This window comes from Desulfatitalea tepidiphila, assembly GCF_001293685.1.
GTDB classification, from domain to species: domain Bacteria; phylum Desulfobacterota; class Desulfobacteria; order Desulfobacterales; family Desulfosarcinaceae; genus Desulfatitalea; species Desulfatitalea tepidiphila.
Genome location: NZ_BCAG01000007.1, coordinates 166,499 through 183,063, shown reverse-complemented (window position 1 = coordinate 183,063; position 16,565 = coordinate 166,499). Strand labels below are relative to the sequence as shown.

Here is a 16,565-nt window from a genome sequence, read left to right as displayed (position 1 = left end):
AAAGAGAGGGCTTCTATCAGCGCCATGAGGAGGGAGTCGGATGGCCATCTATTATGTAGACGGAAAATTTCTGCCGGCCGAAGAGGCCGTCATCCCGGTGGACGATCTGGCCGTGATTCGCGGCATCGGGGTGTTTGATCTGTTGCGCACCTACAACGGCAAACCGCTTTTTCTAAAGGAGCATGTCGACCGGCTCTTCGAATCGGCCCGCCAGATCAGCCTGGATCTCCCCTGGTCGCGCGACGAGGTTCGCCGGATCGCCATGGAAACCCTATCCCGAAACACCATGGACGAGGCCAACATCCGCATCATCGCCACCGGCGGCTCCAGCAGCGACTTCATGACCCCCCAGGGCAAACCGCGCCTCCTGGTGCTGATCACGCCTCTGCCCAGGCTGCCGGCCGAGTGGTACGATCGCGGCGTCAAGGTCGTCACCATGCGCCTCGAACGCCGCATCCCCGGCGCCAAAAGCATCGATTATGTGCCGGCCGCCATGGCGTTGCGCGAGGCCCGCGCCAACGATGCGGTCGAGGCCCTTTATGTGGACCGCCACGGCAACGCATTGGAGGGCACCACCAGCAATCTTTTCGCCGTCATCGGTGGCCGCCTGGCCACCCCCGGCAGCGGGATTCTGGCCGGCATCACACGCCAGGTGGTGCTGGATATCGCCCGGCCGCTGATGCCCATCGACTTGCGGAATATCCCGTTGACCGAGTTGCTGACGGCCGACGAAATTTTCATCACCGGCACCAACAAGGGGCTGGTGCCCGTGGTTCAGGTAGACGACACGACCATCGGCGACGGCCGGCCGGGGGTGCACACCCTGCGCATCATGACCGCCCTGGAAGCACATTTCGCAGACACCCAGCCTACCCGATAAACCCAACGAACCCGGCCCGCTCTATTTCCTTGCCAGCGCCAGCACCCGCGCCACCTGATCGGTCATTTCGCGGCCGGCCAACAGCGGGCTGTCGTCTACCCGCTGCTCCATGGCTTGAAAGGCGCGGCGCTGGATGCGGTCCCGGCTTACGGCCAGGCGCAGGCACAGTTGATAGATAAAGAAACTGAGCAGGAGCACTGCGGCCAGGGTGAGCAGGGCGTGCAGGAAGAAGTCGGTGCTCAGATAGGTGCCGGCCCAGAAGTGCGATGCGGTCAGCCAGCCGATATAGGCGAGCAGGGCCAGGCTGGGCAGGTTGAAAAGGATTTGAAGAAGAAAATGGCTCAACGATGCGGCGCTGCGCTCGATTTCGGTATCCAGGCTGTCGCGCCACAATCCGCGCACCAGATCCCCTACAGCCTTGTCCTGGTCGACATTGACACGACGCACCTCGGGATCGAAGCGTCCCTGGACCAGCAGCTCGGCGATGTCGGGCCAGTGGGTCCACCACACCTTCTGGAAGGTCTGCAGGGCCTGGTCGATGCGGGTCTGGTCATCCAGGGAACCGATTGCGGCACTACTCTCCCGGTAATGCCGCCAGGATGAAATCAATCCCCAGATCTGGCGCAGGGGGTTGCCGAAACGGATGAGCGCGGCCAGTCCGGTGCCGAAAAGGATGATCCGGGACCAGATGGCCACCAGCCAGCCCACCGGCCCCATCCAACGCTGTGCCAGAGACTGGTAGAGTCGGGCATTGACCCCCAGCACCATGCGCAGATCTTCACGGCGCAGGCTGGTCACGGCCTGGCGAAGGGCCTCCTGTTCGACCACAGTGATGCGTTCAACGGCCTGTTCCAGGGAGGCGCGGTCACGGGCCACGGCCCGATCCACCTGTTCGAAGAGGTAGGTCTTGATCTGGCGGGCATTGGCCAGGCGCCGATCCGGACCGAAGCCGGCCCGGTTGAAGGTTTCGAACACGAGCCGGCGCAATTGATCGAACTGGTCCAGGTCGTGCCTTGGACCTGCCTGGGGATCCCACCTGGGGTGTTGAAGGTGCCGGCGGGCCGAAACCATCAGCACGGCCTCCGGCCGAACATCCCATGCCTCTTGCAGGTAGGCGTCGAAATCGGGGCCGACCACCCCGCTCAATTCTTCCGGGCTCAAACGGTCGCATTGATTGACCACCGCCACCAGCGAGGCCCCGTGGAACCGTCGCACGATGGGGGCCATGAAATCGGCATGGTCGCGGCGCTTGGGGTTCTGGGCGTCGAACACGCAGATGAGCAGATCGGAGTGTTCGACCGCCTGCTCGATCAACGGCAAATGTCGTTCGCGTTCGGTGCTGTCGGTGTCGGGGGTATCCACCAGCACCACATGGGTGAGCAATTCCGCTTTAGGACTGGAACGGAGTTGGATCAAATTGTCATCCATGGGGCCGAGCAACTGGCGGGCGGCCGCCGGATCGTTGGAAAGGACCACCAGCGATTGGGTGGTAGGGCGCCGGGTACCGGTCGGCGACAGATCGTCGACACCGGCCAGGGCATTGAGCAGCGTGGATTTGCCGGCTCCCGAGGGGCCGATGAGCGTTACCACCAGGCGGCGGTCCATGCGCGCCTGAAGCCGCCCGATCAACTCGAGGGCACGGGCGGCCTGCTTGACCAAGACCGGGCCCGGCTGCCACAAGGGGGCCTTTCCCAACTTTTCGTTCAGGAGTTTGACCGCCTGCACATCCTCTTCAATCTTGCCCATGGCCTCCATCGCGGCCAGGTCGCGGTCCAGCATCGGGTTTTCTCCTTCATTTGGATAGCGGATACGCGCTTTATGGGCGGACGGTGGTCACCAGCTTCAAGTGTCCGTCGATCTCATCGATCAATTTTCCGGCCGCCCCATGCGCCGAGCGTGCGGTGTCCAGCACCTCTGCCGTAATCTGCGCTTCGAACAACTGCTGCACCGCGGTGAGTTTGTGGGCCAGCCAGGTTCGGGCCACCGGTGCCAGCATCTGTTCCAGCTGCTGCTGATCGGCCTTCTTCATGCCGGCCGTGGCCGGGATGGCGATGAGGGCGTACAGATCGTGGAGCCCCAGCAGGCCGGTCAATTTGACCTTGATGCCCACCGCTCCGGCCGGGTCGCCGGTGTGCAGGATATAGGTGATGGCGGCCGTGGCCGGAATCACGTTGAGAAAGGCCGCAAAGGTCTGGCGCACCTGGTCCACCAGCCCCATGCGGCCGCGCAACTCTTCGGCCAACACCTTCAGATCCTGCTCCAATCCACCGGACCAGCTGAGAATCAACTCCTTTTGGGCCTGGATGCGGGTCAGGGCCGCCTGCCAGTCCCTGCGGCGCAGGTTGGCCTGGGCCTCCCGGACACAGGGCGGCGCCGCCAGATCCTGGGCGCCGTCCTGGATATGTTCGGTCACCGTAGCCTGGTAGAGCGCATTAGCGGCCTGCAGCAGGTCGAGCTCGAGCAGGGCGCCCGGGTCCCCCCGGCGTTTATCCGGCAAGGATGGCTGCTCTTCGGAGCGCAGCTTGCGAGCAGCGGAGAGCACCAGTTTCAAGGGCCACTCCACCACCTGGCCGGTACGGCGCATCACCTTGATATGGGTTGGGTCCGTGGCCCGCCAGATATCGGCAAAGCGCCGCAGCACCTGATCGCTTGGAAAATGGGAGAGGGCCTGCTGGACGGCGCTGCGCTGGGCCGCTTCGAGGGCCTCGATGTATGCGGCCAGCCGTTCATGGGCCGCATGCAGGGCCTCGTCCATTTGACGCGCCTGGTGCAGGGCGTCGGCCATCATGGAACTCAGCAAGGTCTGGCGCAAGGCTGGCCCGTCGATGGCGACCATGGCGTCGCGCAGGCCTGGGCCGCCGTCGATGGCACTGAGAGTCATGGGCCGCCGGCCTGCGGCCACCCGGTTGTCGTCATCGGCGCGGAAGATGCCCAACACATGCGCGGCATGGCCTGGGCCGTAGAGGTTTTGCGCCACTGTCGCGGCATGTTCCCGCACCTCGACATCGGAAAAACTGGGATAGACGCGGTAGACCAGAAAGCACGGGCGGATACCGATCCCGGTGAGCAACTCGGCGATGAAATCGGTGTTGTCTCGGTTGTTGTAAGTGGCGTTGGTGAAAATATAGACGAAAGCGTCGGCGCTCTCCAGGCTCCTGCGGGCCAGTTCCCGGTTGGCATAATTGCCGCGCGCGCCCGTGTCGATGTCAGGCGTATCGAGCAAGACCAGCTTTTCAGGCAGATGGGTCTGGACGCAGTAGACCGGGTCTCCCGGCGCGGTGAGTTGCCGCGCATCGTGCATGGGGCTGAGTGGTCCGCCCAGCGTGTGCGCCAGGGTGGCGAAAAGGACCCCGTTGTCCCGATGTCGTTCGTGAACCGCCGCCAACACCCGGCGATTCAACCCCGCCTTTCCGCCCGTGGGCGACACCTGATCGCCGATCAGGCTGTTGAACAAGGTCGATTTTCCGGCCGAGCCGCCGCCGCAGATGGCGATCACCAGCGGAAATTCGGCTTGCAGCTTGGGCAGCAGCTTCACATCCAAAGCGTGGGTCCAGCGTCGCCACCCTTCGGGCATGTCCAGACACAGGGCGTCGGCGGCGGCCGGTATGTCGTTGCGAAGCCGCTGCAAGGTGTTGCCGGCATTTGGATGGATGATCATCGTCGATCGCTGCTCATTTCGGGTTCGTCAATACACCCTTTCTTGCGGGCGCGCTGCCGATCCGGCCGCCGTGCGTCGATCATGGCGTGAATCGAGGCAGCAGGCCGATATTACGACCGATTCTCAAAAAGTCAAAGTCGTTTGTCTTGTGCATCGAAAACCCCGGCAACCGGCAGCGACGTTGACAACGCCCGATCTCGGTTTAATTGTTTGTTTATTAAACGCGATTTTCAAGAGGATGGCTGGGATGGCATGGCAAACGGTTCCGGGATTGGCCGGCAAGGTATTCGTACCCGAGCCTGAAGCGGGCCAGAAAAAACATAGCTGCCCGGACTGTTTCGCCTGCCAGCGTTGCAGCGACGAGCGTTGCGGCGTGTGCGGGGGGCAGCCAAGGCGCCGTTCCCGGCAAGTCCAGGCAGAATGTACCTCTCCAAAGGAGGTGGAGATATGAAACGCATCGACTGTCTTTTCGAACGGGTATCCAGCGTGGGGGTGGCCGTGGCGCTGCTCTTCATGGCCATGGGGCTGAGCGTCATCGGCATTACGGTGTTGCCGGTGCTGGGGTTGGTGTTGGCACTTCCCGTGTTCGTCGCCGCCGGCTTCTTTCTCTTTTCCCCTAGCAGCAAGGAGTGCACGCTGTAGCGCAGGCACACCTGCTTGAACAATAAACGAAACCCGGCCGTTGAACGGCCGGGTTTCGATTTTCCCGGAGTACTTAATCGATAGCTATGTGAAAAGTCGCTGCTGGACGGCGCCGTCTTATTTGATATTGTCCCAGAAGGCCCTCCCCCGAGCCAGGGGATCCTGTGCATCCCCTCGGCGGCTTTCGTCGCCGGCGCCGGGTGCGGCCGGCGGTTGGGTACCGCGCAGGCGGGCCACCCGCTTTTCGATGGGCGGATGGGTGGAAAAGAGGCTCATCAGGCTGCCGCCGGCCAGGGGGTTGACGATGAACATGTGGGCCGTGGAGGGGTTGGCCTGCATGGGCAACCGCCGGCTGTAGGCGCCCAGCTTTTCCAGGGCATCGGCCAGGCCGCGGCTGTTGCCGGCCAGCTGGGCGCCGGTGCTGTCGGCCAGGTACTCGCGCGACCGCGAAACGGCCATCTGAACGATCATGGCGGCCAGTGGGGCGATGATGGACATGACGATCAGGCCGATACCGCCCAGACCGCCCTCTTCGTCGTCGCGATGGCCACCGAATATGGCGCTCCAGCGCGCCATGCTGGCCAGCATCATGATGGCGCCGGCCATGGTGGCCGCGATGGACCCGATGAGAATGTCGCGGTTTTTGACATGGGCCATTTCGTGGGCCAGCACCCCCTTGATTTGTTCCCGGTCCATGAGTTTCAGCAGCCCTTGGGTGACGGCGAGCACGGCATGTTCGGGATTCCGGCCCGTGGCAAAGGCATTGGGCGTATCCTGGGGGATGATATAGACCCGCGGCATGGGCAGGCCCGCGTTGCGGGCCAGGGTGGCGACCATCTCATAAAGGTCGGGGGATTGCTGGGGGGTCACTTCCTGGGCACGATACATCTTCAGGACGATCTTGTCCGAAAACCAGTAACTGAAAAAGTTCATCCCCGCTGCGATGATCAGGGCGATGAACATGCCCTGTTGTCCGCCGATCAAATGTCCGACCACCATGATCAGAACGGTCATGACGGCGAGCAGTAAGGTCGTGCGTATTTGGTTGCCCATTGTCGATTCGCTCCTTGTGTCGTCTGTTGTCGAAACGGTTTAACCCTTGCCGTTTGACGTTTCATGTCGGCCAGGGGACCCTCAAACAGACAAAATATAGGGATCCCCGGTCCGGTTGCAAGCGGTAGCCTGCGAGCAAGAGGCGGTCTCGCAGGTCGCACACCGATTCTTTCTTGCAAAGTGCACCGTTTTTTGGTGAATATGACGTTTCTTCTGCTGAAAGCCCTGTTCGCTCCGTCCAAGGATGTGGTGCCAACAGGGCGGCACGCATGAGCCGAGGCCCCTCGTGCCGCAACATGGTGTTGCGCAGGACCATAACCACTTTGATATCAGGGATATTTGTATGGTTGACGACCATTCCATCAACGACGACCCAGACCATGGCGAAGAGGGGGAAGAGAGCTTCGCCGAGATGTTCGAAGCTTACAGCGCCGGCATGAAAGAGGATTTGCGGATCGGCGACAAAGTCCATGGACGCATTATCGCCATCACCAGCAGCTCGGTTTTCGTGGATACGGGCACCAAGACCGACGGTGTGGTGGAGCTCGAGGAGCTCAAGGACGAGGAGGGGCAGCTGCCCTACGAAGTGGGCGACGAACTGGATCTGTTCGTGGTGGCCGCCAACGAGAGCGAGATCCGTCTTTCCCGCGCCATAGCCGGGGTGGGCGGTTTGGAGATGCTCAGGGATGCCCATTCGGGCAACATTCCGGTGGAAGGCAAGGTGGTCCAGACCATCAAGGGTGGTTTTCAGGTCGAGGTGCTCAAGCGCCGCGCCTTTTGCCCGATCAGCCAGATCGACACCCAATACGTGGAAGATGGGGAAAAGTATGTGGGCCAGACCTTTCAATTCCTGATCAAGCAGATCACCGAAAATGGCCGCAACATCGTGGTGTCCAGGCGTCAGTTGCTCGAGGCCGAACAGAAAAAGGTCCAGGCCGCCTTCATGGAGACACTGGAAGCGGGTCAGACGTTCGACGGCCGCGTGACGCGTCTGATGCCTTACGGCGCCTTCGTGGAGCTGACGCCCGGTCTGGAAGGCATGGTGCACATTTCCGAGCTGAGCTGGTCGCGGCTGGAAAAGGCGGAGGATGCCGTCAAGCCGGGCCAGACGATCCGGGTCAAGGTCCTGCGCATCGAACCCGGCAAAAAGGGCCCCAAAATCGCCCTGTCGGTCAAACAGGTCGAGGGCGACCCGTGGGATCGCCTGCCCGAAACCATCCGGCCCGGCCAGAAAATCTCTGGTAAGGTGACTCGCTGTGCCGACTTCGGTGCCTTTGTGGAGATCGTGCCCGGCATCGAGGGATTGGTGCACATCAGCGAAATGAGTTACACCCAGCGGGTGCACAAACCCCAGGACGTCGTCTACACCGGTCAGGCCGTTTCGGTGATGGTCAAAGAGGTCGATATGAACAAGCGGCGTATCGGTCTGAGCCTGCGCGACGCCGAGGGCGATCCCTGGCTGGAGGTGGACCAGAAGCTGGCCAAGGGGCAACCAGTCAACGGTACGGTGGAAAAGCAGGAGGCCTTCGGCACATTCGTCCGCCTGGCGCCCGGCATCGTCGGGTTGCTGCCCAAATCGGCCATCAGCCGTTCGCCCAATGCCGCCACAATCGATCGATTGAAATCCGGCGATGCCATCGCCGTGGTCGTCGAAGAGATCAACAAAGCCGATCGGCGCATTTCACTCAAACCGCATGATGCCGGTGACGAGGACCAATGGCAGCAGTTCAAGGCAGACACGGATAACTCGTCCATGGGTGCCCTGGGTGAAAAATTGGCCCGTGCGCTGAAAAAGAGCGACAAGTAAAAAGGCAACCCGCCACAATGGGGCGCCCGGAGGAAAAACAGATGTCTCAATCCGAATTGTACGATGTCGTCATCGTCGGTGCCGGTCCCGGCGGATTGTCGGCGGCGATCTATGCCTTGCGCGGTGCGCTCAAGACCCTGCTCATCGAAAAGGCCGCACCGGGCGGCCAGGTCAACCTCTCCGATGAGGTCGAAAATTATCCGGGATTCGTGCATGTCGGCGGTGCCGAGCTCTCCATGAAGTTTGCCGAACATGCCCGCTCCTACCCGCTCGAAGAGCTCAACGACGAAGTGGTCGCCATCGAGCCGGGTCTGCAGCATCACACGGTGCGCACGGCCGGCGGTCGCGTGATCGCCACCCATGCCGTGATATTGGCCACAGGCGGCAGTCCGCGCAAGCTCGGCGTGACCGGTGAGGATGCACTTTACGGAAAAGGCGTTTCTTACTGTGCCGTATGCGACGGTTTTTTTTTCAGGGGCAAGCGGGTCATCGTGGTGGGTGGCGGCGACAGTGCCTGCGAGGAGGGCCTCTACCTGGCCAAATTGGCCGAACAGGTCTACCTGGTACACCGCCGCGACGCGCTGCGGGCCAGCATGATCCTGCAGGAACGCGTCAAGGCCGAATGCAAGATGGAGGTCATCTGGAATTCGGTGGTCAACGAGATCAAGGCCGACGGGGACGGCGTGAACGCCGTCGAGCTGAAGGACACCCGAACCGGTGAGCTGCGCGACATGCCCATCGACGGGGTCTTTGTCTTTATCGGCTTTGTCCCCAATAATCAGCTCGTTCCCGCCGGCGTGCGTCTGAACGCCGAAGGGTTCGTGATTACTGACGATCAGTGCCGCACCAGCATTCCCGGCGTTTATGTCATCGGCGATCTCAGGGAAAAATATGCCCGCCAGATCGTGCTGTCGGCCGGTGACGGTTGCATGGCGGCGCTTTCGGCGGCCCACTATGTGGAAGGCCGAAAGGCCAAGCTCGGTGCCGAGACCTGTGAACTGCCGGCCGGGTTAATGGACACCCATTAAGACGATAAGCTGGCCTCCAGCCGACAAAAACAGATTGCATTACTAATTGTGTATGACTATATTGGTAATGTTTCTGACCCCGTTGGCAGGGAGGTAGCTATGGCTGACAATGAACATCTGAATCTCGAAGAGGAGTCGTCGCGTTCCGCATCGACATTCACCAGTCTACGTGGTCGGCAGTCGGTGCGGGCGACGTTCAAATTGACCGACAGCTGTATCGAGGCGATCAGCATCGTCGCAGCCCAACTCGGCATCAAGCAGAAATCGCTATTCGATCATCTCTTCAGCGATACCCAGACCCTGAACAGCCTTGCGCGCAAGTTTCGCAACGCCCGGCTCGAATCATCCACCAACCGCGTCCAGAAAACCTACGTCCTCAGTCGGGGCGCGCTGGTGAGCCTCGAAGATACGGCCAAGAGTTTCAATGCGCCCCGGGATATGCTCATCGAACTGTCGGTGCAGCGTCTGCTGCCGATTATTTCCCAGGAGCGCCGGCGCCATGCCAAGCGAAAAGCCGTCTTTGAAAAGATCGCCACCCATCTGTCCGCAGGGCGGAAACTGCTCGAAGAGGCTTACAGCGACCTGGGTGAGGATGACGTGATCACCCAGCGGCTGAACGCCGCCATGGGGGTCTATGAGAGCGGGTATCGGCACATGGCCAACTTTCTGGAAAAGAGTGAAAACATCGAGAGTTTCGAACCCGCCGAATTCAACAAGGTGGAGATCGTTTTCGAAGAGGAGTGACGAGGTTTCCTATTGACCGTCCTCATTAGACGAGGCAGATCAGTCCCTTCAGATAATCGCTTTCAGGAAAATTCAAGGCCACCGGATGATCGGCCGCCTGGTGGAGGCGTTGGATCAGCCGCGCCCGCCGGCCGGCGTCCACGGCCGCATCGGCCACGATCTTCTGAAAGAGCGGTGCGGAGACCAGGCCTGAACAGGAAAAGGTGGCCAGAACACCTCCCGGTCGCAGCAGCCGCATGGCCAACAGGTTGATGTCCTTGTATCCCCGGCAGCCGCGGTTCATCTGCCCCATGGCGGCCACGAACTTGGGCGGATCGAGCACGATCAGGTCGAAGCGGCGCTCCTGCTCGCGAAATTCGCGCAACTGTTCGAACACGTTGGCGCAAATATAATCCAAGGCTTCGGCATCCACGCCGTTGAGCTCGGCGTTTTCACGCGCCAGGTCAAGCATCTCCGGGGAGGCGTCGATCTGGGTGACCCGCCTGGCACCGGACCGCATGGCCCATATGCCGAACCCGCCGGTGTAACAGAAGCAGTTGAGCATGTCGGCCTGGGCGGCCATTCCGGCCAGGGCCGCCTGGTTTTCGCGCTGATCCAGGTAGAGCCCGGTTTTGTGACCTTTGAACACATCGACCCACAGGCGCACCTGGCCCAATTGCACGTCGACGCGTTCGGGTGGATCCTGGCCCCACAGCAATCCCGTGCGCTGCGGCAGGCCTTCCTTGTCCCGGACCGGAACATCCGAACGTTCGTAGATCCCTTTGATATCCGGCAGCTCTCTGAGCTGATCGATGATGGTGTCCCGCCAGCGGTCGACCCCGGCCGACAGGAACTGACAGATCAGGTAGTCTCCATAACGGTCCACGATCAATCCCGGCAACCCGTCCGATTCCCCGTGGATCAAACGAACGGCGGTGCATGGGGAGATCCGGGGCATGCGGCGCCGGGCGGCCGCGGCGGCATCGATGCGACGTTTGAAGAAAGGGGCGTCGATCTGCGCGTCGGTGTCGAACGACCAGATCCGCACACGGATCTGGGATCGAGGCGAGTATGCGCCCCACGCCAGCCGGCGTCCGTCGGCCGTCTGTACGAGCACGGTGTCACCCGGGGGGATGTCACGGTCACATCGGCGCACGGCGCCGGAAAAGACCCAGGGATGAAACCGCGCGATGGATTTTTCGGCCTTGGGCGACACCGTGATCACCGGCGCCGCATGAACCGCTGAATTCTTCATAACCTCCCTATCTACCTTCCAGGTTGTATCTCTATTTGTTGGGTGGGTTGCCCGAGGGGGCGGGTTGCCCGGGCGTGTGTATATCAAATCCCGGGCATCCAGTCATCAGCGCATGTTTGCGACTGACCGGATAGTTCCGGCAGATGTCGGGTCTAACGTCATGGATGCTGCAGATCCATTGGTGCGGGCAGCCGCCTCGCTTCAGGAAAGGGCATGACGGTGCGAATTCATTGGTGCCGGGAATGACCCAGATCCGGTGAGTGATGTCGCCCCGGACGGTTCGCGTGGTGCGCACCCACGCCAGGATGTCGTTGCGGCCCATTTTTTTCAGCCGTTCCAGGTCGGCCTGGGTCATGCCGTCCCGGTAATCCAATCGGCGGCAGCAATGTCCGCACTGCCGGCATTGAAAGGCGGCCATGTCGGTTTGGACGACGATGCCCGGTTGGCCCGTGTCTGGATGCCGATCCACCCGGCAGGGCGTCTGGAAGATCATTCGGCAGATGGCGGCCAGATGTTCGGGGTCCAGGTTCGCATTATCGATCTGCCGGCACATGAAGTCGACCAGCGCCTCTCCCTCCAGCCAGCGCAGTTTACCCTGGTTCCCATACGACAACCACAAGCCCGCCTTGCCGGGTTCGCGTCTATACTTGACGCCCGGTGCGTCCAGGGCGCGCAGCACCTCGCAAAACAACATGGTCTGCGGCTCGTACCCGCGAAAGTCCAGGCAGATGGCGGTCAAGACCTGGGATAGGGTCAAAAAAAGGTATGTTTGTGCCATGGCATCCAAGGAGTCGGGTTTTCGAAACCCATGTCATTGCCATTTCAGGAAAAAAGCCCACTATTTAGTGAATGCTGGACGGCGTCGATGGAGATCAGCGGCGACGGTTCAATTTTTTCTTACAGAAGCCGATATAGGCGGAATTGAGTTCAACTTAAATTGTGAGGATCATGAAAACACATTCCCGAAAAAGCTTCAACCCCCTGGTCCGCTGGTGGGTCGCCTTTCTTTCCCGTCTCTCGGCGCCGGGGCTGGCCGACAGCGAGAGCCTCGCATTCTGGCGGTATCGGGTCTTGCAGTACCTCATAGCGGCCGGCCTGGTGACGGCCGTTCTGATCATGGCGCCGATCTTTGTTATCCTGCTATCCGAGGGGCGCTGGTGGATGGCCGCGATCGACATCGCCATCTACGCGGTTATCGCCGGGATGATGCTGGTTCCCAAGCTGACCTTCAACGTCCGGACCTGCGCGGTCTTGGCGACCCTCTACCTGGTCGGTGTGTGGGTCATGGTGAATCTGGGGATGCTCAGCGGCGGTCCGGCCTGGCTCTTCACCTTCGCGGTGATCGCGGGCATTCTGCTCGGTTTCAGGGCCGCGGTGGCGGCCATCGCCATCAACGCCCTGACACTGGCCGGTTTGGGCTGGCTCCAGACCCTGGGGCTGGTGGCTGCCGGGCAGCCATTTTTTCCCACCTTGGGACGGGCCCTTGCCGCCGGCTTCAATTTCCTCTTTCTCAATGCCCTGGTCGCCCTATCCATTGCCGGGCTTACCCGGGGACTCCAGGCGGCCATCGCCCGCGGTCGAGAGGCACGCGACGCGTTGCTCAAGGAGGTCGACGTGCGCAGGCAGGCCGAACGCTTTCTCAAGGCGAGCGAGGCCAAGTACCGACTGCTGGCCGAGAACCTCTCCGACATCCTCTGGTCATTGGACATGGCCATGAACCTGACCTACGTCAGCCCGGCGGCCCACACCTTGCTGGGGTGGTCGGAGGAGGAACTCGGGGCCATGCGGGTCGCGGATGTTCTCTCTCCCCATTCGTTAGAGAAGGCCAAGGCCCTGGTGGACGATCTGCTGGCCATGGCCCAAAGCAAGGGCGATTACAATGCATCGGCCACCATCGAGCTGGAGATGCGACGAAAGGACGGAGGGTTTCTGCACACCGAGGTGCGCGGCGCGTTCATGCTCGATGAATCGGGCCGGCCCATCGGGATTCTCGGCACGGCCCGGGACATTTCCGAGCGGATCCAGGCTCAGAAGGAAAAGGAGGCCCTCCAGGCCCTCCTGGCCCAATCCCGCAAAATGGAGGCCATCGGTCTGCTGGCCAGCGGCGTGGCCCATGACCTGAACAATGTCCTTTCGGGCATTGTGAGTTATCCCGACCTGCTTCTGATCGATCTGCCCGACGACAGCCCCATGCGCCGCCCCTTGGAAACCATTCGCAAAACCGGGAACAAGGCCGCCGAAATCGTTCAGGATCTGTTGACCCTGGCCCGACGAGGCGTTCAGACCATGAACGCCATCTGCCTGAACCAGGTGGTGGCCGAACACATTGCTTCACCGGAACACCGGGAGATGATCGGGCGCTATCCCGGGGTCACGGTGGAAACCGAGCTGGACCCCGATCTGGCCCACATCAAAGGGTCGGCTATCCATTTGAAAAAGGCATTGATGAACCTGGTGCTCAATGCCGCCGAAGCCCAGCCCCAAGGTGGCCGGATCGTGATCCGTTCCCGCAACTGCCGGTACGGCACACCGCCGCCGGGCCAGTCGCAGATGCCCCCGGGTGCCTATGTCTGTCTCGAGGTCATGGACTGCGGCAACGGCATCCCGGAGTCGGACCTGCAGCGCATTTTCGAACCGTTCTTCACCCGCAAAGTGATGGGTCGCAGCGGCAGCGGTCTGGGCATGGCGGTGGTATGGGGAACGGTTCAGGATCACGAAGGATACATTTCGGTCCAAAGCAAGGCATCCGAAGGAACCACTTTCCACCTCTATTTTCCGGTGACCGGCGACTTGCCCGTAGCTGCGACGCAGCATCACGTCGATTTGGATTCCTGTATGGGCAAGGGCGAGACCATTCTGGTGGTCGACGATGTGGTCGAGCAGCGCCAGATCGCCGCCGACATCCTCACACGACTGGGCTATCGGGTCGTCACCGCCGCATCCGGTGAAGCGGCCATTGAATATCTGAAACAGGTCGGCGGTGCGGTTGATGCGCTCATTCTGGACATGATCATGCCCGGCATGGACGGTTTGGAGACCTATCAGGCGGTTCTGGAGCTGCGGGCCGGCATGCGGGCTCTGATCGCCACCGGATTTTCGGAGACCGAGCGGGTCAAAAAAGCCCTCAGCCTCGGGGTCGGCGCCTATATTCGCAAACCCTACATGATCGATGACATCGGGCCGGCCTTGCGTAAGGTGCTCTCTTAGATTATGAAGGCATTAAAGATCGTCAAAACCAAGGGGGAAGCGCGATGATGACAGCCAAAGAGATCATGACCACCGATGTGATCACCCTGACGCCCGAAACCGATATCGGACGGGCGGCTCAGCTTCTGCTTGAAAAAGGCATCAACGGCGCACCGGTGCTCGACGAGGAGGGCCGCGTGGTGGGCATTCTGTGCCAAAGCGACCTGGTGGCCCAGCAGAAACGGCTGCCCATGCCGACCGTCTTCACCCTGCTGGACAGCTACGTTTCCCTGAGCTCCTCCAAACAGATCGAAAAAGAGGTGCGCAAGATCGCCGCCCTGACCGTGGCCGAAGCCATGACACCCGACCCGGTCACAGTCCAATCGGACACCACCCTGGAAACCATTGCCGGTCTGATGGTGGACAGCGGATTTCACACCCTGCCGGTGGTGGACCAAGGGACCCTGGTGGGCATTATCGGAAAAGAGGATGTGCTGAAGACGCTGCTGTCGGCGCCCAAAGCGAATTGAAATCGGACATGAAACCATACACCTGCAATGAATACCGGGAAGAGATGGTACTGGTGGGCCTCCGGCGCCGCCTGGCAGACCCTACCCTGAATCCCACTGAAAAAGCGAAGCTCGAAAAAGAGATCAAGAAGCTCGAAGTCCAGATGGGCATGGATTGATGGCCGCTCCGATCCAGCTTTCCTCCGGCATCGGGGACGTGCCCTATTTGTCCTGAAGCACCAAGGTATGATGCAGCTCTATGGCCGCAATAACGCTCTGGGCGGCCGGGCAGTGGGGCAGGTAGGCCTCGAAGGCCGCTTGCGCGCCCGCCCGCTGATCAGGCGCCAGGCTTAAAGTATATTTTACGTCGATGCGCGTGACTTTGAGCACCCCGTCAACGTTTTCGATGTCGCCGCTCACATCGGCCCGAAACCGGTCCTTGGGGGTGGCGATTTTGCTTTTCGCCAGCAACGTGGCGAATGTCCCCATCATTCAGCCGCCCACGGCACCCACCAGATGATCCAGGGTGGCCGCGTGCTCCTCTTCGGGTTCGATGCGGTAAAAGCCTTTTATGCCCCCGTGTACGCCGTAGTAGACCGGCTCGTCAAATCCCTTGATGATGGCCTTGCGCGTAGGGCCTTTTTCCCGTGTGATCACGATTTCAGATCGATGCACCAACTCTCCCATGGCAGCCTCCTTCGGTAGATGTCCATCCAGAAATGGCCAATCGGCATGTTTTTGGACGGACACGGATATGGTTCAAAAGATAAATTGAAAATAAGGCATGTTTGCAGATGTGTCAGCCCGCGGATCCAATTTGCTGTGAACGGCGGAGGTCAATTCAGTCGGGTTCATCAAAATGGATTTATTCGTAAGAAGTTGTTGATAGACGACAGCGTAAGAAGTTCAAGATCAAGGCGCGCGAAATTCTGTGTCCTGAGGCGTAATTGTTGTACGCCGCAAGGACCACGGGATGAGCGCAACGCAGATATTGGCCTTCTTACGATGTCGTCAACCTAGGGGTCCAGCAGGTCGGTGAGCTCAAGCGGGTGGTCGAGCACCCGAACGGCGCCGGCATCGACCAGTTCAGCCCTTGGCCGGAAGCCCCAACCGGCCCCCACCGGCAGCATGCCTCCCCTTCTGGCCGTCTCCATGTCCACGGCGCTGTCCCCAAGAAAGACGCATGCCGCCGGAGCGACGACCATGGCCCGGGCCGCGGCCAGCGCCTGCACCGGATCGGGCTTTTTGGCCACACCGTCCCGTTGCCCGAGAATGGCCTGAAACGGCACCTCCGGGAAATAGTACCGGATCATTTGACCTGTAAAGTGGTGGGGTTTGTTGGTGACCACGGCCATGGGGCGGTGGAGGCGCAGCAAGTCGGCCAAAAGTTCGCCGATGCCGTCATAGGGTCGGGTGACGCAGTGCCAGTTGCGGTTGTAGTCGTCGAGCAGCTCCCCGAGGCAGGCCGAGATGATCTCTGGTGAGCGCCGTTCCGGCGGCAGGGCCCGTTCCATGAGAACGGCGGATCCATGGCCGATAAACCAACGGTAAGCATCGTGCTCATGGGTGGGATACCCGTTCGACTTCAACACCCGATTGGCGGCGGCGGCCAGGTCGTCCAGAGTGTCGAGCAGGGTCCCATCCAAGTCGAAAATGACAGCCTTGTATCCCATGGGGCAATGTCCTGGGGCGTCCATCCTGATCGCATTGAATTTATGGCCGTATCTTATAACGTGTTCGCCGGATCAGGGCAAGTGCGCGGCTGGCCAAACAGTAGGTCTTATTGAATGTGATTTTCCTGCCGGGCATGCTTTCTATCAATGG

At 61.0% G+C, this 16,565-nt stretch carries 17 protein-coding genes; 9 read left to right on the top strand and 8 right to left on the bottom strand.

Annotation, left to right across the window (positions count from 1 at the left end):
- Window positions 1–40 precede the first annotated feature (40 nt).
- The gene (locus DFT_RS24700) at window positions 41–880 is read left to right on the top strand and encodes an aminotransferase class IV (RefSeq protein WP_054034458.1); all 840 of its coding nucleotides are present in this window, start codon (window positions 41–43) and stop codon (window positions 878–880) included.
- A gap of 21 nt (window positions 881–901) precedes the next feature.
- Here DFT_RS24700 and DFT_RS24695 read toward each other — a convergent pair whose 3' ends face one another.
- Both DFT_RS24695 and DFT_RS24690 read right to left on the bottom strand, forming a co-directional pair.
- Window positions 902–2,659, bottom strand: a complete 1,758-nt coding sequence (locus tag DFT_RS24695) for a GTPase (RefSeq protein ID WP_054034456.1) — start codon at window positions 2,657–2,659, stop codon at window positions 902–904.
- Window positions 2,660–2,696: 37 nt separating this feature from the next.
- The gene (locus DFT_RS24690; RefSeq protein ID WP_054034454.1) at window positions 2,697–4,538 is read right to left on the bottom strand and encodes a GTPase; all 1,842 of its coding nucleotides are present in this window, start codon (window positions 4,536–4,538) and stop codon (window positions 2,697–2,699) included.
- A 247-nt stretch (window positions 4,539–4,785) separates the two neighbouring features.
- Between DFT_RS24690 and DFT_RS26060 the strand changes: the two genes are divergently transcribed.
- Window positions 4,786–4,989, top strand: coding sequence for a hypothetical protein (locus DFT_RS26060; protein ID WP_152972143.1), 204 nt, complete (start codon window positions 4,786–4,788; stop codon window positions 4,987–4,989).
- The gene (locus DFT_RS24685) at window positions 4,986–5,180 is read left to right on the top strand and encodes a hypothetical protein (RefSeq protein WP_054034452.1); all 195 of its coding nucleotides are present in this window, start codon (window positions 4,986–4,988) and stop codon (window positions 5,178–5,180) included. Before DFT_RS26060 ends, DFT_RS24685 begins: the two co-directional genes overlap by 4 nt.
- Window positions 5,181–5,297: 117 nt before the next feature.
- On the opposite strand, the gene htpX is transcribed toward DFT_RS24685, so the two are convergent.
- Window positions 5,298–6,233, bottom strand: coding sequence for a zinc metalloprotease HtpX (htpX, locus tag DFT_RS24680; protein ID WP_054034448.1), 936 nt, complete (start codon window positions 6,231–6,233; stop codon window positions 5,298–5,300).
- Between the two features lie 343 nt (window positions 6,234–6,576).
- Between htpX and DFT_RS24675 the strand changes: the two genes are divergently transcribed.
- The 3 genes from DFT_RS24675 (at window position 6,577) to DFT_RS24665 (ending at window position 9,812) form a co-directional block, all read left to right on the top strand.
- On the top strand, window positions 6,577–8,040 hold the full coding sequence (locus tag DFT_RS24675; RefSeq protein ID WP_054034446.1) for a 30S ribosomal protein S1: 1,464 nt from the start codon (window positions 6,577–6,579) through the stop codon (window positions 8,038–8,040).
- Window positions 8,041–8,081: 41 nt separating this feature from the next.
- Window positions 8,082–9,068 carry a thioredoxin-disulfide reductase gene (gene trxB, locus DFT_RS24670; RefSeq protein WP_054034482.1) on the top strand — a complete coding sequence of 329 codons (987 nt, stop codon included), beginning with the start codon at window positions 8,082–8,084 and terminating at the stop codon, window positions 9,066–9,068.
- A 99-nt stretch (window positions 9,069–9,167) separates the two neighbouring features.
- The gene (locus tag DFT_RS24665) at window positions 9,168–9,812 is read left to right on the top strand and encodes a hypothetical protein (RefSeq protein WP_054034444.1); all 645 of its coding nucleotides are present in this window, start codon (window positions 9,168–9,170) and stop codon (window positions 9,810–9,812) included.
- A gap of 25 nt (window positions 9,813–9,837) precedes the next feature.
- Here DFT_RS24665 and DFT_RS24660 read toward each other — a convergent pair whose 3' ends face one another.
- A complete protein-coding gene (locus DFT_RS24660; RefSeq protein WP_054034442.1) occupies window positions 9,838–11,046 on the bottom strand; it encodes a class I SAM-dependent rRNA methyltransferase in 1,209 nt (402 codons plus the stop codon).
- 31 nt (window positions 11,047–11,077) lie between these two features.
- Window positions 11,078–11,824, bottom strand: a complete 747-nt coding sequence (locus DFT_RS24655) for a YkgJ family cysteine cluster protein (protein WP_152972142.1) — start codon at window positions 11,822–11,824, stop codon at window positions 11,078–11,080.
- 170 nt (window positions 11,825–11,994) lie between these two features.
- Between DFT_RS24655 and DFT_RS24650 the strand changes: the two genes are divergently transcribed.
- The 3 genes from DFT_RS24650 to DFT_RS26640 are packed head-to-tail and all read left to right on the top strand — an operon-like array spanning window position 11,995 to window position 14,920.
- Window positions 11,995–14,253 (top strand): hybrid sensor histidine kinase/response regulator, encoded by a 2,259-nt coding sequence (locus DFT_RS24650; protein ID WP_054034437.1) that lies wholly within the window; start codon window positions 11,995–11,997, stop codon window positions 14,251–14,253.
- Window positions 14,254–14,297: 44 nt separating this feature from the next.
- Window positions 14,298–14,762 (top strand): CBS domain-containing protein, encoded by a 465-nt coding sequence (locus DFT_RS24645; protein ID WP_054034435.1) that lies wholly within the window; start codon window positions 14,298–14,300, stop codon window positions 14,760–14,762.
- An 8-nt stretch (window positions 14,763–14,770) separates the two neighbouring features.
- The gene (locus tag DFT_RS26640) at window positions 14,771–14,920 is read left to right on the top strand and encodes a hypothetical protein (RefSeq protein ID WP_200907141.1); all 150 of its coding nucleotides are present in this window, start codon (window positions 14,771–14,773) and stop codon (window positions 14,918–14,920) included.
- Window positions 14,921–14,963: 43 nt separating this feature from the next.
- Here the strand turns inward: DFT_RS26640 and DFT_RS24640 are convergent, their stop codons facing one another.
- From DFT_RS24640 to DFT_RS24630, 3 genes are all read right to left on the bottom strand, one after another.
- Complete coding sequence (locus tag DFT_RS24640) at window positions 14,964–15,230, bottom strand: OsmC family protein (RefSeq protein WP_161807247.1); 267 nt, start codon at window positions 15,228–15,230, stop codon at window positions 14,964–14,966.
- Window positions 15,231–15,233: 3 nt separating this feature from the next.
- The gene (locus DFT_RS24635; protein ID WP_054034431.1) at window positions 15,234–15,428 is read right to left on the bottom strand and encodes a hypothetical protein; all 195 of its coding nucleotides are present in this window, start codon (window positions 15,426–15,428) and stop codon (window positions 15,234–15,236) included.
- A 329-nt stretch (window positions 15,429–15,757) separates the two neighbouring features.
- Entirely contained in the window at window positions 15,758–16,414 is a 657-nt protein-coding gene (locus tag DFT_RS24630) for an HAD family hydrolase (protein WP_054034429.1), read from the bottom strand.
- Between the last annotated feature and the right edge of the window lie 151 nt (window positions 16,415–16,565).

What these genes read in the sequence shown, in the direction of transcription:
- DFT_RS24700 (WP_054034458.1), top strand. Translation starts at nt 41, where the DNA reads ATGGCCATCTATTATGTAGACGGAAAATTTCTGCCGGCCGAAGAGGCC.
- DFT_RS24695 (WP_054034456.1), bottom strand. Translation starts at nt 2,659, where the DNA reads ATGCTGGACCGCGACCTGGCCGCGATGGAGGCCATGGGCAAGATTGAA.
- DFT_RS24690 (WP_054034454.1), bottom strand. Translation starts at nt 4,538, where the DNA reads ATGATCATCCATCCAAATGCCGGCAACACCTTGCAGCGGCTTCGCAAC.
- DFT_RS26060 (WP_152972143.1), top strand. Translation starts at nt 4,786, where the DNA reads ATGGCATGGCAAACGGTTCCGGGATTGGCCGGCAAGGTATTCGTACCC.
- DFT_RS24685 (WP_054034452.1), top strand. Translation starts at nt 4,986, where the DNA reads ATGAAACGCATCGACTGTCTTTTCGAACGGGTATCCAGCGTGGGGGTG.
- htpX (WP_054034448.1), bottom strand. Translation starts at nt 6,233, where the DNA reads ATGGGCAACCAAATACGCACGACCTTACTGCTCGCCGTCATGACCGTT.
- DFT_RS24675 (WP_054034446.1), top strand. Translation starts at nt 6,577, where the DNA reads ATGGTTGACGACCATTCCATCAACGACGACCCAGACCATGGCGAAGAG.
- trxB (WP_054034482.1), top strand. Translation starts at nt 8,082, where the DNA reads ATGTCTCAATCCGAATTGTACGATGTCGTCATCGTCGGTGCCGGTCCC.
- DFT_RS24665 (WP_054034444.1), top strand. Translation starts at nt 9,168, where the DNA reads ATGGCTGACAATGAACATCTGAATCTCGAAGAGGAGTCGTCGCGTTCC.
- DFT_RS24660 (WP_054034442.1), bottom strand. Translation starts at nt 11,046, where the DNA reads ATGAAGAATTCAGCGGTTCATGCGGCGCCGGTGATCACGGTGTCGCCC.
- DFT_RS24655 (WP_152972142.1), bottom strand. Translation starts at nt 11,824, where the DNA reads ATGGCACAAACATACCTTTTTTTGACCCTATCCCAGGTCTTGACCGCC.
- DFT_RS24650 (WP_054034437.1), top strand. Translation starts at nt 11,995, where the DNA reads ATGAAAACACATTCCCGAAAAAGCTTCAACCCCCTGGTCCGCTGGTGG.
- DFT_RS24645 (WP_054034435.1), top strand. Translation starts at nt 14,298, where the DNA reads ATGATGACAGCCAAAGAGATCATGACCACCGATGTGATCACCCTGACG.
- DFT_RS26640 (WP_200907141.1), top strand. Translation starts at nt 14,771, where the DNA reads ATGAAACCATACACCTGCAATGAATACCGGGAAGAGATGGTACTGGTG.
- DFT_RS24640 (WP_161807247.1), bottom strand. Translation starts at nt 15,230, where the DNA reads ATGGGGACATTCGCCACGTTGCTGGCGAAAAGCAAAATCGCCACCCCC.
- DFT_RS24635 (WP_054034431.1), bottom strand. Translation starts at nt 15,428, where the DNA reads ATGGGAGAGTTGGTGCATCGATCTGAAATCGTGATCACACGGGAAAAA.
- DFT_RS24630 (WP_054034429.1), bottom strand. Translation starts at nt 16,414, where the DNA reads ATGGGATACAAGGCTGTCATTTTCGACTTGGATGGGACCCTGCTCGAC.